General features: G+C 67.1%; 13 protein-coding genes. 7 read left to right on the forward strand and 6 right to left on the reverse strand.

Annotated elements, in window-relative coordinates; translation table 11 throughout:
- The first annotated feature begins 119 nt into the window (after window positions 1–119).
- The 7 genes from mdcA to mdcH are packed head-to-tail and all read left to right on the forward strand — an operon-like array spanning window position 120 to window position 6,223.
- Window positions 120–1,778, forward strand: coding sequence for a malonate decarboxylase subunit alpha (gene mdcA, locus B552_RS0101285; RefSeq protein WP_019447181.1), 1,659 nt, complete (start codon window positions 120–122; stop codon window positions 1,776–1,778).
- Window positions 1,778–2,671: a triphosphoribosyl-dephospho-CoA synthase gene (locus B552_RS0101290; protein ID WP_019447182.1), complete on the forward strand. Its 894-nt coding sequence runs from the start codon at window positions 1,778–1,780 to the stop codon at window positions 2,669–2,671. The genes mdcA and B552_RS0101290 overlap by 1 nt, the downstream gene beginning before the upstream one ends.
- Window positions 2,671–3,000 carry a malonate decarboxylase subunit delta gene (locus B552_RS0101295; RefSeq protein ID WP_019447183.1) on the forward strand — a complete coding sequence of 110 codons (330 nt, stop codon included), beginning with the start codon at window positions 2,671–2,673 and terminating at the stop codon, window positions 2,998–3,000. The genes B552_RS0101290 and B552_RS0101295 overlap by 1 nt, the downstream gene beginning before the upstream one ends.
- Window positions 2,997–3,842, forward strand: a complete 846-nt coding sequence (locus B552_RS0101300) for a biotin-independent malonate decarboxylase subunit beta (RefSeq protein WP_019447184.1) — start codon at window positions 2,997–2,999, stop codon at window positions 3,840–3,842. The genes B552_RS0101295 and B552_RS0101300 overlap by 4 nt, the downstream gene beginning before the upstream one ends.
- Window positions 3,839–4,657 carry a biotin-independent malonate decarboxylase subunit gamma gene (gene mdcE, locus B552_RS0101305; RefSeq protein WP_019447185.1) on the forward strand — a complete coding sequence of 273 codons (819 nt, stop codon included), beginning with the start codon at window positions 3,839–3,841 and terminating at the stop codon, window positions 4,655–4,657. Before B552_RS0101300 ends, mdcE begins: the two co-directional genes overlap by 4 nt.
- A 4-nt stretch (window positions 4,658–4,661) precedes the next feature.
- Window positions 4,662–5,303, forward strand: a complete 642-nt coding sequence (locus B552_RS0101310; protein WP_019447186.1) for a malonate decarboxylase holo-ACP synthase — start codon at window positions 4,662–4,664, stop codon at window positions 5,301–5,303.
- Window positions 5,288–6,223: a malonate decarboxylase subunit epsilon gene (gene mdcH, locus B552_RS0101315; protein WP_019447187.1), complete on the forward strand. Its 936-nt coding sequence runs from the start codon at window positions 5,288–5,290 to the stop codon at window positions 6,221–6,223. The genes B552_RS0101310 and mdcH overlap by 16 nt, the downstream gene beginning before the upstream one ends.
- Window positions 6,224–6,313: 90 nt before the next feature.
- Here mdcH and B552_RS0101320 read toward each other — a convergent pair whose 3' ends face one another.
- The 6 genes from B552_RS0101320 to B552_RS0101345 all read right to left on the reverse strand — a co-directional run bounded on the left by B552_RS0101320 (window position 6,314) and on the right by B552_RS0101345 (window position 13,799).
- Window positions 6,314–7,120: an IclR family transcriptional regulator gene (locus tag B552_RS0101320; RefSeq protein WP_019447188.1), complete on the reverse strand. Its 807-nt coding sequence runs from the start codon at window positions 7,118–7,120 to the stop codon at window positions 6,314–6,316.
- Window positions 7,121–7,250: 130 nt separating this feature from the next.
- Window positions 7,251–9,383 carry an acetate--CoA ligase family protein gene (locus B552_RS0101325; RefSeq protein ID WP_019447189.1) on the reverse strand — a complete coding sequence of 711 codons (2,133 nt, stop codon included), beginning with the start codon at window positions 9,381–9,383 and terminating at the stop codon, window positions 7,251–7,253.
- Between the two features lie 6 nt (window positions 9,384–9,389).
- Window positions 9,390–10,190, reverse strand: a complete 801-nt coding sequence (locus tag B552_RS0101330) for an enoyl-CoA hydratase/isomerase family protein (RefSeq protein ID WP_019447190.1) — start codon at window positions 10,188–10,190, stop codon at window positions 9,390–9,392.
- Window positions 10,191–10,218: 28 nt separating this feature from the next.
- The gene (locus B552_RS0101335; protein WP_026035181.1) at window positions 10,219–11,184 is read right to left on the reverse strand and encodes a tripartite tricarboxylate transporter substrate binding protein; all 966 of its coding nucleotides are present in this window, start codon (window positions 11,182–11,184) and stop codon (window positions 10,219–10,221) included.
- Between the two features lie 164 nt (window positions 11,185–11,348).
- A complete protein-coding gene (locus tag B552_RS0101340) occupies window positions 11,349–12,875 on the reverse strand; it encodes an amidase family protein (RefSeq protein ID WP_019447192.1) in 1,527 nt (508 codons plus the stop codon).
- A gap of 15 nt (window positions 12,876–12,890) precedes the next feature.
- Window positions 12,891–13,799: a tripartite tricarboxylate transporter substrate binding protein gene (locus B552_RS0101345; RefSeq protein WP_019447193.1), complete on the reverse strand. Its 909-nt coding sequence runs from the start codon at window positions 13,797–13,799 to the stop codon at window positions 12,891–12,893.
- Window positions 13,800–13,887: the final 88 nt, after the last annotated feature.

The following is a 13,887-nucleotide window of genomic DNA, read 5'->3' on the forward strand; positions in this document are numbered from 1 at the left end:
GTTAATCGTGGCGGCAAGGTTAGTTACGCGTGGCGTAACGGTCCGACGCCAGTGTTGATTGTTCGGCCCCGCCACCCCGCCTATCTTTCCCGTATCGACCGACGCACACCGGAGACGTCATGCTGAACCCGATACCGGAACGACAGTGGGACACGCGCCGCACCGAAAAGCGGCGCCGCCAGGCCTTGGGCGCGAAGATCGCCACGGGCAAGGTGATTCCCACGGCAGATATCGTGTCCTTCCTGGAAACGATCACCGCACCGGGCGACCGCGTGGTGCTGGAAGGCAACAACCAGAAGCAGGCAGACTTCCTCTCCCGCTCGCTGGCGGATGCCGATCCTTCCCGGCTGCACGACCTGCACCTGATCATCCCGAGCGTGAGCCGGGTGGAACATCTGGATCTGTTCGAGCGCGGCATCGCACGCAAGCTCGACTTCGCCTACGCGGGCGCCCAGAGCGTGCGGATCTCCCAGTTCCTGGAAGACGGGCTGATGGAGGTTGGCGCGATCCACACCTATATCGAGCTCTACGCACGGCTCTATGTCGACCTGACGCCGCACGTCGTGCTGACCGCGGCGTACAAGGCCGACCGTGACGGCAACCTCTATACCGGCCCGAGTACCGAGGACTCTCCCGCGCTGATAGAGGCGGCGGCGTTCCGCGACGGCATCGTGATCGCGCAGGTCAACGAAATCGTCGACGACCCGAAGGACTTGCCGCGTGTCGATATTCCCGGCTCCTGGATCGACTACGTAGTGGAGTCCGACAAGCCATTCTTCTGCGAACCGCTGTTCACGCGCGACCCCCGGCTGATCAAGCCGGTGCACATCCTGATGGCCATGATGGCGATCCGTGGCATCTACGAGCGCCACAACGTGCAGTCCCTGAACCACGGCATCGGCTTCAACACCGCCGCGATCGAGCTGATCCTGCCAACCTACGGCGAACAGCTTGGCCTGAAGGGGAAGATCTGCAAGTACTGGACGCTCAACCCGCATCCAACGCTGATCCCGGCGATCGAATCGGGCTGGGTCGAAAGCGTGCACAGCTTCGGCAGCGAGCTTGGCATGGAAGACTACGTGGCGGCGCGCCCCGACGTCTTCTTCACCGGCAGCGACGGATCGATGCGCTCGAACCGTGCACTGTGCCAGCTTGCCGGTCAGTACGCGGTGGACCTGTTTATCGGCTCGACGCTGCAGATCGACGGCGACGGCCACTCGTCCACGGTCACGCGCGGCAGGCTGTCCGGTTTCGGCGGCGCGCCCAACATGGGCCACAACCCCGGAGGCCGCCGTCACGCCACCCCCGCCTGGCTCGACCTGATCGAGACCGACGACCCGCTCGCGCGTGGCCGCAAGCTTGTGGTGCAGATGGTGGAGACGTTCCAGGCTGGCGGCAAACCCACGTTCGTCGAATCGATGGACGCGGTGCAGGTGGCCAAGGATAGCGGCATGCCGCTGGCGCCGGTCATGATCTATGGCGACGACGTCACGCACGTGCTGACGGAAGAAGGCATCGCCTATCTCTACAAGGCACGCTCGCTCGAAGAGCGCCGCCGCATGATTGCGGCCGTCGCCGGTGTCACGCCAATCGGCATGCGGCACGACCCGGCCACGACGCGCCAGATGCGCAGCGACGGCCTCATCGCGCTGCCGGAGGATCTCGGCGTGCATCGCGGCGATGCCACGCGCTCGCTGCTGGCGGCCAAGAGCATGGCCGATCTTGTTGAATGGTCCGGAGGGCTCTACACGCCGCCGGCACGTTTCCGGAGCTGGTGATGGGCGCGCTCGCAACACTTGCGCGTAGCGATGCGCGAACGCACAGCAACGGCGAAGCCATCGCCGAGACCATCGGCGAGCTTGCCGTGGCCGTCCTGATCGACGAAGCGACGCTGACCCCGAAGCCCGGTCTTGTCGATGGGCGCGGCAACGGCGCGCACCCGGACATGTCCCTGCGGCTGATGATCGATTCCGCGCACAGCCTGCGCGATGGCTTCGTGGCGATGGCCCGCGCCGGCCAGGCGGCCACGCGTATCGACGCATCGCTGCGCGAGCGGCTCGGCGCGCTGGGCCGGGAGACCGAAGCGGCGATGCTGCAAGCCAGCGGCGGTATCAATACGCATCGCGGCGCGATCTGGGCGCTCGGGCTGCTGGCCGGCGCCGCCGGTTGGCTCGGCAAGAGCCGCGGCGCCAACGCCATTGCGCAGATCGCGGGCGTTATCGCCCGGCTGCCCGATCGGCACCGTCCCGCCCATACCGGCAACAAGGGCGAACTGGCACGCCACGCGTTCGGCGTGGGCGGCGCGCGCGGGCAGGCCGAAGCGTGCTTTCCGCATGTGATCGGTGTCGGCCTGCCGGCCCTGCGCGCCAGCCGCGCACGTGGCGATGCGGAGCCCACGGCACGGGTCAACGCGTTGCTGGCGATCATGGCGCAGCTTGACGATACCTGCGTGCTGGCGCGCGCTGGCCGCGATGGACTTGCAGATGTGCAGGCCGGTGCAGAGGCGGTGCTAGACGCTGGCGGCATCGGCACGCTGGCCGGGCGCCGCCGCCTGCACGAACTCGAAACCTCGATGCGGCTCCGCCAGGCGTCGCCGGGCGGCGCGGCGGACCTGCTGGCCGCCACCCTATTCCTCGACCGGCTATCCGCCGCGCAACCAGGAGAGTCCTGATGGAACAGCTCAGATTCGAATATGCCGCCAGTGAACCGGCCAGCCGCCGCGTGCTGGTGGGCGTGGTGGGCTCCGGCGATCTGGAAGTGATGATCGAACCGGGCGAAGCCGGCAAGACATCGATCGACGTCACGACCTCGGTCAACGGCTACGGCCGCGTCTGGGACGCGCAACTGACGCGAGTGTTCAGCGCGGAGCCACGCGCGGCCATGCGCATCCGCATTCACGATTTTGGCGCCACGCCGGGCGTGGTCGGCATGCGGCTGGCCGAGGCGTTCGAGGCGCTCGGTTCGCCTGCGGACCTTGACGAAGGCAAGGAGCAACCATGAGCCGAGCCGCATTGCTGTCCCGCGAGAGTTTTGTCGAACTCGGCGCACGCGCTCGCGCACGCGCACTGTTGGACCCTGGCACCTTCCGCGAACTGGCGGGCCCGTTCGATGGCCTGACCTCGCCGTGGCTGGCACGGCAGGGCGTGGTGCCGCAGGGCGATGACGGCGTGATCGTCGCCAAGGGGAGCATCGACGGCCACCCGGCCGTTGTCCTCGCCATCGAAGGCGCATTCCAGGGCGGCAGCCTTGGGGAAGTCGGCGGCGCCAAGATTGCCGGCGCGCTGGAACTGGCGGCCGAGGACAATCGCCGGGGCGTGCCGACGCGCGCCGTGATCCTGTTCGAGACCGGCGGCGTCCGGCTGCAGGAGGCCAACCTCGGTCTGGCATCGATCGCCGAAGTCCACGCGGCAATCGTCGATCTGCGCCGCTACCAGCCGGTGATCGGCGTGATTGCCGGGCAGGTTGGCTGCTTTGGCGGCATGTCGATTGCGGCGGGCCTGTGCAGCGCACTGGTGGTCACACGCGAGGCGCGGCTCGGTCTGAATGGCCCTGCCGTGATCGAACAGGAAGCGGGTATTGGCGAGTACGACTCGCGTGACCGCCCCTTCATCTGGAGTTTTACCGGCGGCGAGCAACGCCTTGCCACGGGGCTGGCGGACCGCTTTGCCGATGACGACGTTGCAGCCATCCGCGACGTGGTCGCCGAACTGGCCGCGCAGCCACCCAGCCCGTTGAATCGCAGCGAACGCTACGCCGATTACCTGCGCCATCTTGCGAAGTACGACGCCAGCAAGCAGCCCACCCCGGAAACGGTGCGCCAACTATTCGGAGAGCAGCCATGAGCGATACCCACGAGTCCGGCCGTGGCAAAGCCTGGCTTGCCGTGCTCGGCGGCAACGCGCCGCGCCTGCCCGGCTTTCCGGCGTCGGTGCAGGTTGTCGACATCGAAACGGGCGGACGTGCAGCCCGTCTGATCGCCGTCGTGCCCGATGCCAACAGTGCCTTCCCGCGTGCACGCAACGGCGAAGTTGGGCTGCAGGAAGGCTGGTCGCTGGCCCAGGCAGTGCATGAGGCCATCGACGCCGACCGGGACGCTCCCGTCAAGCGCGCCATCATCGCCATCGTCGATACGCCGAGTCAGGCCTATGGCCGCCGCGAAGAGGCTTTCGGCATCCATCAGGCACTGGCCAGTGCGGCGGCAGCGTACGCCTCGGCGCGCCTGCAAGGGCACCCGGTGATCGCGCTGCTGGTGGGCAAGGCCATGTCCGGCGCGTTTCTGGCGCACGGCTATCAGGCCAACCGGATACTGGCGCTGGCCGACCCCGGCGTGCTGGTGCACGCGATGGGCAAAGAAGCTGCGGCACGCATCACGCTGCGCAGCGTGGAAGAACTGGAAGCGTTCGCCGCCACAGTGCCGCCGATGGCCTACGACATCGACAGCTACGCGACACTCGGCCTGCTGTGGCGAACCATTCCGGTTCAGCATGCAGCGGCGCCGACGCCCGCCGATGTTTCCGCCGTGCAGGCTGTGCTGTGCGATGCGCTGGCCGATATCGACGCGGACCCGCATCGCGACCTGCGCGGCCGCCTGGGCGGAGAGAACCGTAGTGCATCGCGCCGGGTGCGCGCCGTGCTGGCCAGCCAGTGGCAAGGCTGATGCCATGCAACGCCCCCAGCCGCACGACCTGATCTGGCTGCGCGACCCGGCGGCGTTCGTCGCCACGGGCGCGCTGCCCGATTGGGCCAACGCGGATTGGCTTGCGCAGGCACCGGTTGTGGTCAGACGCGATTGCCGCCAAGGCAGCCGCATTCCGGTGGGCCTGCGCGGAAAACAACGCGAGCAACGCCACGCCGCATGGCTCCACGCGGACCAGTGCGCGTCGGTCGTCTCACCGTTCGAGATCGCGGGGCAAGGTTTCTGGCGCCTGCATCCGCGCCGCGACGAGATCCCGGCCCTACACGCGCTGGACCGCATCGCCGCGCAGCTTGGCACGCTGCATCTCCCGTGGGGCATCACCGGCGCCGTGGGCTTCACGCTGGCTTCAGGTATCGACGTGCTCCATGTGCAGAGCGATATCGACATGCTGGTTGCGGCACCGAAGCCCCTGTCACAGGCGGACATGGAAAAGATGGCCGCGCTGACTGACACACCGGAAGTACGACTCGACATCCAGATCGCCACGCCGCACGGCGCGTTTGCGCTGCGCGAACGGCTACGCACAAGGGGACGCGTACTGCTCAAGACCGACGCGGGCCCCGTTCTGTGCGACGACCCCTGGCAGGCGCCATGGCCACGCTGCTGACGTTTCCGGGCCAGGGGGCACAGCGCGCCGGGATGCTGCACGCGCTGCCCGACCACCCTATCGTCACCCGCACGCTGGCAGAAGCCAGCGACGTGCTCGGCCACAACGTTCTGCGGCTCGATCACGCGGAACGCCTTGCCTCCACCGTGGCCGTGCAACTGTGCCTGCTGGTTGCCGGTGTGGCCAGTGCGCGCCATCTGCTCGACAACGGCGATGGCGACACCATGCACGCCGATGGCGTGGCCGGGCTGTCGATCGGTGCGTACGCAGCGGCCGTGGTGGCCGGTGCGTTGCGGTTCGACGATGCCGTGCGGCTCGTCGCACTACGCGGCAGGCTGATGGAAGAGGCTTTCCCCGCTGGCTATGGCATGACCGCCATCCTCGGTCTCGAACGCGGCGCGCTGGAAGCCATCGTCGATGCAGTGCGCGCGCCGGACGTGCCGGTCTACGTGGCCAACTACAACGCCGACGACCAGCTCGTGATTGCCGGATCGGAGCAAGCCATGGCAAGCGTCTCCGAGCGGGCAATCGCGGCGGGTGCGCGTGCCGCGCAACGCGTGGCGATTGCCGTGCCATCGCATTGCCCGCTGCTCGACACAGCCGCCGCATTGCTGGCGGAAGCGATTAGCGCCGTAACGGTACGCCGCCCGTCACTGCGCTATTTCAGCGCCAGTGCGGCACGCGAACTGCGGGACCCGGCACGCATCGCCGACGATCTGGCGCACAACATGGCGCGGCCCGTCCGCTGGCACGAGACGATGCTGCTGGCGCGCGCATGCGATATGCGGCTGGCCGTGGAAATGCCACCGGGCAATGTGCTGACGCGCCTGTGCCAGCCGCTGTTTCCGCAGGCCGTGGCTTGCGCAGAGATGCGCACAGACAGCGTGCGGTTCATGATGTTGCGCGAGAGCCACGCCTGAGCGGCCTGCAGTGGCGCGAGATCGCAAGACGCAGATCGCTGGGGCGAGCGGGGGCGGTAGCGCCCGAAGTACCCGGCGTTGCTTCGGCGACTATGACGCTTCCGGCTGGGCTGCCTGAAACGCCGCGCCGATATCGGCGGCCAGCTTCATCAAATGCGGCGCCAGTTCTCGTGATGCTTCCCGGATCGAGGCCCGGGTGGACAGGCTGACGTTCAGCACATGCACGGGAAAGTGGCCAAGCTGCAACGGCGTGGACATCGCCATGACCTCCGGCTGCCAGCTTGCGATGCACCATCCATGGCGCTGCACGTGTGCCACGGCCGCGTGAATCTGCGCCTCGAGTTCCTGCCAGTGCGCGAAGCGCCCCGAAAAATGCGTCATCAGCGCGTCACGCTCCGGCTCGGGCGCCACGGCCAGCCACGCGCGGCCAAGCGATGTGAGTGCCATTGGCACGCGCTGCCCCGCCACCACGGTACGCAATGACACCTTGCGGCTGTAGCGGATCGATTCCAGATAGACCATTTCGTCGCGGTCCGCCATTGCCAGGCCGACGTTGAGATGCTCTGCCTGCGCCAGTTCCCGCATCAAGGGCGCCGCCACCTGCAGCACGGTGGAGCCGCCACGCATGGCGTGAGCAAGGCTCAAGACCGGCGCGCCCAGCCGGTAGGCACGCAAGGCCGCGTCGTATTGCAGGAAACCGGATTCGACCAGGCTTTGCGTCAGCCGGCTGACCGTCGAGCGCGCCAGGCCGGTGCGCTCGGCAAGCTCGCCATTGCCAAGCACCTCGGAGCCGGGCCGGAACGCGCGCAGGATCTCGATGCCGCGTTCGAGCGAACGGTTGGCCTGGGTGCCTTCCGGGCGGCCACGCGCCCGGATGTTCGCATCGTTTGAATCCATCGATTCAGGACCCGGTGAGCATGTCCATCGACGCACCGAAGCGCCCCAGCCCCGCCAGCCGCCTCACAAGAGCATCACTCTCCCGCGCCGTTACGGCATCCGCTGCGCACACGTCCACCCTGCCTCCTTTTTACGTTCCTATCACTGCCACACCGTCTGCCGCCCGCACCCCTTGGCCGGCAGGCAGCACGAACAACGGGTTGATTTCCGCCTCGACCAGCCGTGGACCCAAGGCCGCGGTCATCGACGAGAACGCCACGATAGCATCCGCCAGCGCGTCCACGTCGCCTTTCGGTCGCCCGCGATAGCCATCGAGCAGCGGCCATGTCTTCAGTTCCCTGATCATCGACAACGCTTCGTCGCGCGTCAGCCCGCCGGAAGGCGGCAACAGTCGCATGGTGGTGTCCTGGAACAGTTCCGCGGTGACGCCGCCCATGCCCAGCAGAATTGCGGTGCCAAGCGCATCACGGTGCATGCCGACGATCATCTCGACGCCGCCGCTCACCATTTCCTGAACGAGGTACCGTTCGGGAGCGCTGCCGGTATGCCGCAGCACGTTGCTGCGCATCGCGTCGAGCCGCATGGCGATGTCGTCCGGCGCGACGTTGACCGCGACGCCGCCGACGTCGCTCTTGTGCGTCACCGTCGACGACAGCATCTTCAGCACCACGCGATCGCCCAGATCCTGTGCGGCAGCAATGGCTTGCGCCGTATCTGCAACGATCGACTCGCGCACACCGGGCACACCGAAGCGCGCGAACAGTGCCTTGGCGGCAGCCTCGTCGAGCGATCCGGGTGCGATATCCGATGTATCGACATCATGCTGCAGCGGCGCTGCCACGACGGTCGGCACGGGCCGGGCCGCCGCCAGCATCGCGCCAAACGCCACCGCGCAACTCTCCGGCGCGCTGAATGCCGGCACGCCGCGCTGGTTGAGCACCGCGGCCACCTGCGGTGCGTGCGGGCTCACATAGGCCAGTACCGGCTTGTCGCTCTCGGGCAGGCAGTCGTGGATCGCGTCGGCCATCAGGCCGGGCATCGCCAGGCCGGAGGAGCCGACGATGATCGCCACTGCGTCGTAGCTTGGGCTGGCCAGCAGCGCCCGGATCGCGCCGCGCAGCAGATCGGGCTGCAGGCCCGCCAACGTGACGTCGATCGGATTGCGATCGAGTGCGGCATGATCGCCGGTCTGCAGCGCCCGCAGCTTTGCGGCCGTAGCGTCGTCTGGTGGCGGTGTTTCGAAACCGGACACGCCCAGCGCATCGGAGACGAGCGTGCCCGCGCCGCCCGTGGAGGTCAGCACTGCCACACGTTTGCCGTGCAGCGAACGTCGCGTGGCCAACGCCGCCGGTATATCGATCAGGTCCGAGAATGTCTGCGCGCGGATCACGCCCACCTGCCGGAACAGCGCGTCATACATGCGATCGGCGCCGGCCATGGCCCCCGTGTGCGACACGGCCGCGCGCGCCCCGGCCTCCGAGCGGCCGATCTTGAACGCCACCACCGGCTTGCCCGCAGCGGCCGCCTTCAGCGCGGCGGACCGGAACCTGGCGGGATCGCGCACGCTTTCCACGTACAGCGCGATCACGCGCGTGGCCGGGTCGTCGGCCAGGTACGCAATGAAATCTGCCAGGTCGAGGTCCGCCTCGTTACTGGTCGAGATCAGCTTGGACAGGCCGATGCCGCGCGCCGCTGCCCGCGACAGCAGCGCCCCGAGGATGCCCCCGCTTTGCGAGACCACGCCGATGCTGCCGGCCGGGAAATGGTCCATCTCCAGCGCACCGCTTGCGGAGAGCGGGATGCGATCGGTCAGGTTGACCAGGCCGATCGTGTTCGGCCCAAGCAGGCGCATGCTGCCGGCCGCCTCGATCAGCTCCGCCTGACGACGCGCGCCCTCGGCACCGGTTTCGGTGTAGCCGCTTGCCAGCACGATAGCCGCCCCGGTGCCGCGTGCGGCGAGTTCGCGCACGGCCACATGTGCGCGCTCGGCGCCAAGCAGCACGATGCCGACATCGGGCACCTCGGGCAGCGAACCGATATCTGGATAGCAGCGGATGCCGCCGATCGCATCGACCTTCGGGTTCACCGGATAAATTGCGCCGTCAAACCCGTGTCGGGTCAGGTAGGACACCGGACGGCCGGCGGTCTTGTTCGGATCGGCGGAAGCGCCGATCACGGCCACGCTGCGCGGCCTGACCAGGCGCGAGATGGCATCGACGGCATCGGTCGCATCAGTCGCCAGGGCATGGGAAGAAGTGGTCATGATGTCTCAGCCCTTCGCCACCGCGGCCTTGGCCAGGAACGCCAGGACCGACTCCCGGTGTTCGCTGCTCGTATAGCAGATGCCCTGGGCCTGGCTGCCCTGCGCGAATACCTGGTCGGCAGTCAGCTCGAAGGTCTGGTTCAGGATGGTTTTACCTAGCGCAAGTGCCGTCGCCGAGCCCTTAGACAGCTCGGCCGCCCACGTCACGGCCTCGGTCAGCAGCGTATCTGGCGATGTGCTGAGCCGGTCGGCAATGCCGAGTTTCAGCGCCTCGTCGGCTTCCACCTTGCGGCCGCTGAAGATCAGTTCCTTCGCCGTGGCCAGGCTGGTACGGCGCGGCAGGAAGTACATACCGCCGCCATCGGGAATCAGTCCGCGATGGATGTAGGACCACGTGAAGCTGGCCGACGCCGAGGCGATCACGAAATCGCAGGCCATTGCCAGATCCGCGCCCAGCCCGTTCGCACCGCCGTTGACCGCGGCGATCACGGGCTTTGGCATGCCGTGCAGCAACGCCACCGAATGATGCACACGCTGCTGGCGCGTCCAGCCATTGAAGCCCACCTCGCCCGGCGGCGCGTCCATGCGGCGCTGCATGCCGGCCACGTCGCCGCCTGCGCAGAAGCCCTTGCCGTTGCCGGTCAGCACCAGCGCCCGGATCTCGCGATCGGCCGTCACACGCTCCAGTGCGTCGATCAGTTCGGTGCGCATGTCATCGCTGATGGCGTTGCGCTTCTCGGGACGGTTCAGCGTCAGTACGGCAACGCCGTCACGCACGTCGAGTTGAATCAGGGAGTATTCGTTCATGTTGGAAATATCGGTGATGCGATGATGTTCAGTTCAGGGTGATCTTTGCGTCCTTGACGACCTTGCCCCAGCGCGCTTCCTCGCCACGCACGTAGCGGCCAAGCTCTTCGGGCGAGCCGGGGCTGACGATCAGCCCCTCCGATTCGGCCCGCTTGCGAAATGCCTCGGCGGTCACGGCTTTCTTCGCAGCGGCATTCAGCCGCGCGATCACCGGCGCCGGCGTGCCGGCCGGCACGAACAACGCGTACCAGCTCTCGGCCACATAGCCCGGCACGCCGCTTTCCGCGATGGTTGGCACCTTGGCCAGGTCGGCGCTCGTCGAGCGTTGTGCGGTGGTCACGCCGAGCGCGCGCAGCTTGCCGGATTCAAGCAGGTTGCCGACGGCCGACGCCGTGGCGAACATCAGGTCCACCTGTCCGCCGAGCAGGTCGGTGATGGCGGGCCCGGCGCCCTTGTAGGGAATGTGATTGAGATCGACCCCGGCCAGGCTCTTGAACAACTCACCGGCCAGATGCGCCGATGTGCCGGGGCCTTGCGACGCGAACGAGATTTGGCCCGGCCTGGCCTTCGCCGCATGAATCACATCCTGAACGGACTTGTATGGGCTGTTGGCCCGCACCACCAGCACGTTGGGCGAGCGCCCGACGAGCACCACAGGCGCGAAGGCCTTGTCGGTCTCATAGGGCAGTTTTGGCTGCAGGCTGGGATTCACCGCGTGTGCGAACGTCGCCATCACGAGCGTGTAGCCGTCCGGCGCGCTCTTGGCCACGTTGTCGGTGCCGATGATCGTGCCGGCGCCCGGGCGGTTGTCGATCACCACGGGCTGGCCGAGGTCCTGGGCCATTGCCATGCCCATCGCCCGCGCGATCAGGTCGGTACCGCCACCCGGCGAGAATGGCACGACGATGCGGATCGGCTTGTCGGGATAAGCCGCATGCGCATCTGATGGGGAAATCGAAGCAAGTACGGCGCAAGGGATGGCGAATGCCGCCAGCCATCGCGTCGCCCGGGATGTAAGGGTAGCCACGGGTGTCTCCTGTCAGTGTTGTGATGACGCTGACAGCAGAGTAGGCCGAAGGCTGGCCTGATGCAGCCGGTCAATTCCACTCAATGGAATTGACCGGCTGCAGGAATATAGCCTCTATCCGGCTTGTACCCCTAAACCGCGGAAGCCTCGCCGCCAGACTTCACCTTCGCGTCCAGCACGGGTGGTGCCGTCACGATCGATGTCAGGGCCGGTTCGGCCGGCTTCAGCGCGTCCAGATCGGGCAGCGGCCGGCGCAACGCCGGGATTGCCGCAAACGCCTGCTCCATCGCATGCGCCACGCCGAGCGTTTCATGGTCCTTGCGGAACCCGCCGACGATCTGCAATCCGAACGGCATGTTGGCATGGTCGCGCCCGCACGGCAGCGACAGCGCCGGATGCGTGGTCAGCGTCACGACGTAGGTCAGCGACAGCCAGCGATAGTAGTTCTCCTGCCTCACGCCGTTGATCGACTCCGCGTACAGCGATGTCCACGGGAACGGCGACACCGGCGTGGTTGGCGAAAGGATCACGTCGTAGTCGCGGTAAATCTGCTGGAAGCGCTGCAGGATGCGGGTCTGCTCGGCCTGCGCCCACGCGCTGTCCAGCAGTGACATGCGCGCACCCATCTCGTAATTGGCACGCGTGTTCGGCCCAAGCTGCGACGGATCGCGCTCGTAAGCCTCGCGCATACCCGCGACGAAGCTCTCCGCGCGCAGTACGTCGAAGCAGCGGTGCACATCGCCCAGGTCGATCCGCATCTCGTCGCAACTGCGGAACAGGTGGCGCATCGCCGCGATCTTCTTGCGGAACGTGTCGCGGATACCGTCGTCAACGTCGCAGCAGCCGAAGTCCTCGGTGTAGCAAACCCGCAGGCTGCCCAGGTCCACGGGCAGCGGCGTCAGGAACGATAGCGGATCGAGCGGATAGGTCAGCGGATCTCCGGCGGACACCCCTGCCGAGGCTGCCAGTTGCAGGCAGGCGTCGGCCACGGTGCGGCCCATCGGCCCGACCACCGAGATCGGCGTCCAGCCAAGCAGCTTGCGCGAACTTGGCACCACGCCGGGTGACGGACGAAATCCCACCACGCCGCACTTGGCGGCCGGAATGCGTAACGAACCGCCGGTATCGGAGCCGGTACAGACCGGCAGCAGATCCGCCGCCAGCGCTGCCGCGGAGCCGCCCGAAGACCCGCCCGCATTGAGATTGGGATCGAACGGATTGCCCGTGGCGCCCCACACGGCATTGCGTGAATTCGCCCCGGCGCCCATTTCGGGAATATTGGTCTTGCCCGCCACGATCGCGCCGGCCGCGCGCAGGCGCGCCACCAGCACGTTGTCTTCGGCCGGCACATTGTCGCGGTACAGCGGCGAACCATAAGTCGTCAGCAGGCCTGCCGTGGCTTCCAGGTCCTTTACGCCGAGCGGCAAGCCGTGCAGCAGGCCAAGCGGCCTGCCATCGAGCACGGCGCGTTCGGCGGCCCGTGCTTCATCGCGCGCCCGTTCGAAACATGTGGCAGTTATCGCGTTCAGGAACGGGTTGACGCGCTCAATCCGCGCGATGCACGCGTCGAGCAGTTCAACCGGCGATATCTCCTTGCTGCCGATCATGCGGCGCAGTTCCACCGCCGAGTGCGCAACCAATGCTGCCTTGGCATCCATATATCGATCCCCCGATCATTCGGCCGTGATGTTGGCGCGCTGCGCCGTGGCGCGCATCAGCGGCAGTTCTTTGGCAATCTGCGCGGCAACCGCAGCCCCGTTGCCGTCGAGCGGCTCGAACCCGGCGGCCAGCAACTGCTTGCGCGTGTCGGGATCGGCCATCACGTCAGCCAGTGCGCGTTCAAGCTTCTGCCTGACGTCGGCCGGCAGGCCGCGCGGCGCCACCACGGCAAGCCAGGTGTCCGCATCGATGCCGGGGAAGCCGGATTCTGCTGCAGTCGGCACATCGGGCAACAGCATCGAGCGCTTCGCCGTGGTTACCGCTATCGCCTTGACCTTGCCGGCTTTCACCTGTGGAATCGCCGCCGCCACCGTGTCGATCGAGAACGGAATCTGTCCGCCGATCAGGTCGGTCATTGCCGGTGAACTGCCCTTGTATGGCACGTGCAGCAGCTTGACACCCGCGAGATTGAACAGCATTTCCCCCGCGAACTGCGCCGTGGTGCCCGTGCCGAACGATCCGTACGAGTACTTGCCGGGCGCCGCCCGCATGGCGGCCACGAACTGCTTGAGGTTGTTGACCGGCACATCCTTGTTGGCCAGCAGGATCAGGCCCGTGCGGGCAGTAAAGCCAATCGGCTCGAAGCTCTTGACGGGATCGTACGGCAGCTTGGCGTGAATCGCCGGATTGACCGTGAACGTGGTGCCGGAGCTGGCCAGCAGCGTGTATCCATCCGGCGTGGCCTTGGCGACGTAGCTGGCGCCAACGATCGTGCCTGCCCCCGGACGATTGTCTATCACCACGGTCTGGCCGAGTTTGTCGCCGAGCTTCTTGCCGACCAGGCGCCCGATGACATCGGTGGCGCCGCCCGGCGGGAACGGGATCACAAGCTGGATCGGCTTGGACGGAAAGGTATCCGCCATCGCCGCACTGCCGCCGAGCGCGAGACCGCATGCCAGTCCAACCCGGGCGAACCTGAAAAACGAACAAGTCATGGTGAAGCTCCGTACG

It is taken from the genome of Cupriavidus sp. BIS7, assembly GCF_000292345.1.
Taxonomy (GTDB): Bacteria; Pseudomonadota; Gammaproteobacteria; order Burkholderiales; family Burkholderiaceae; genus Cupriavidus.

What these genes read in the sequence shown, in the direction of transcription:
- B552_RS0101345 (WP_019447193.1), bottom strand. Translation starts at nt 13,799, where the DNA reads ATGGCGGATACCTTTCCGTCCAAGCCGATCCAGCTTGTGATCCCGTTC.
- B552_RS0101325 (WP_019447189.1), bottom strand. Translation starts at nt 9,383, where the DNA reads ATGACCACTTCTTCCCATGCCCTGGCGACTGATGCGACCGATGCCGTC.
- B552_RS0101330 (WP_019447190.1), bottom strand. Translation starts at nt 10,190, where the DNA reads ATGAACGAATACTCCCTGATTCAACTCGACGTGCGTGACGGCGTTGCC.
- B552_RS0101300 (WP_019447184.1), top strand. Translation starts at nt 2,997, where the DNA reads ATGAGCCGAGCCGCATTGCTGTCCCGCGAGAGTTTTGTCGAACTCGGC.
- mdcH (WP_019447187.1), top strand. Translation starts at nt 5,288, where the DNA reads ATGGCCACGCTGCTGACGTTTCCGGGCCAGGGGGCACAGCGCGCCGGG.
- B552_RS0101295 (WP_019447183.1), top strand. Translation starts at nt 2,671, where the DNA reads ATGGAACAGCTCAGATTCGAATATGCCGCCAGTGAACCGGCCAGCCGC.
- mdcE (WP_019447185.1), top strand. Translation starts at nt 3,839, where the DNA reads ATGAGCGATACCCACGAGTCCGGCCGTGGCAAAGCCTGGCTTGCCGTG.
- B552_RS0101290 (WP_019447182.1), top strand. Translation starts at nt 1,778, where the DNA reads ATGGGCGCGCTCGCAACACTTGCGCGTAGCGATGCGCGAACGCACAGC.
- mdcA (WP_019447181.1), top strand. Translation starts at nt 120, where the DNA reads ATGCTGAACCCGATACCGGAACGACAGTGGGACACGCGCCGCACCGAA.
- B552_RS0101320 (WP_019447188.1), bottom strand. Translation starts at nt 7,120, where the DNA reads ATGGATTCAAACGATGCGAACATCCGGGCGCGTGGCCGCCCGGAAGGC.
- B552_RS0101310 (WP_019447186.1), top strand. Translation starts at nt 4,662, where the DNA reads ATGCAACGCCCCCAGCCGCACGACCTGATCTGGCTGCGCGACCCGGCG.
- B552_RS0101340 (WP_019447192.1), bottom strand. Translation starts at nt 12,875, where the DNA reads ATGGATGCCAAGGCAGCATTGGTTGCGCACTCGGCGGTGGAACTGCGC.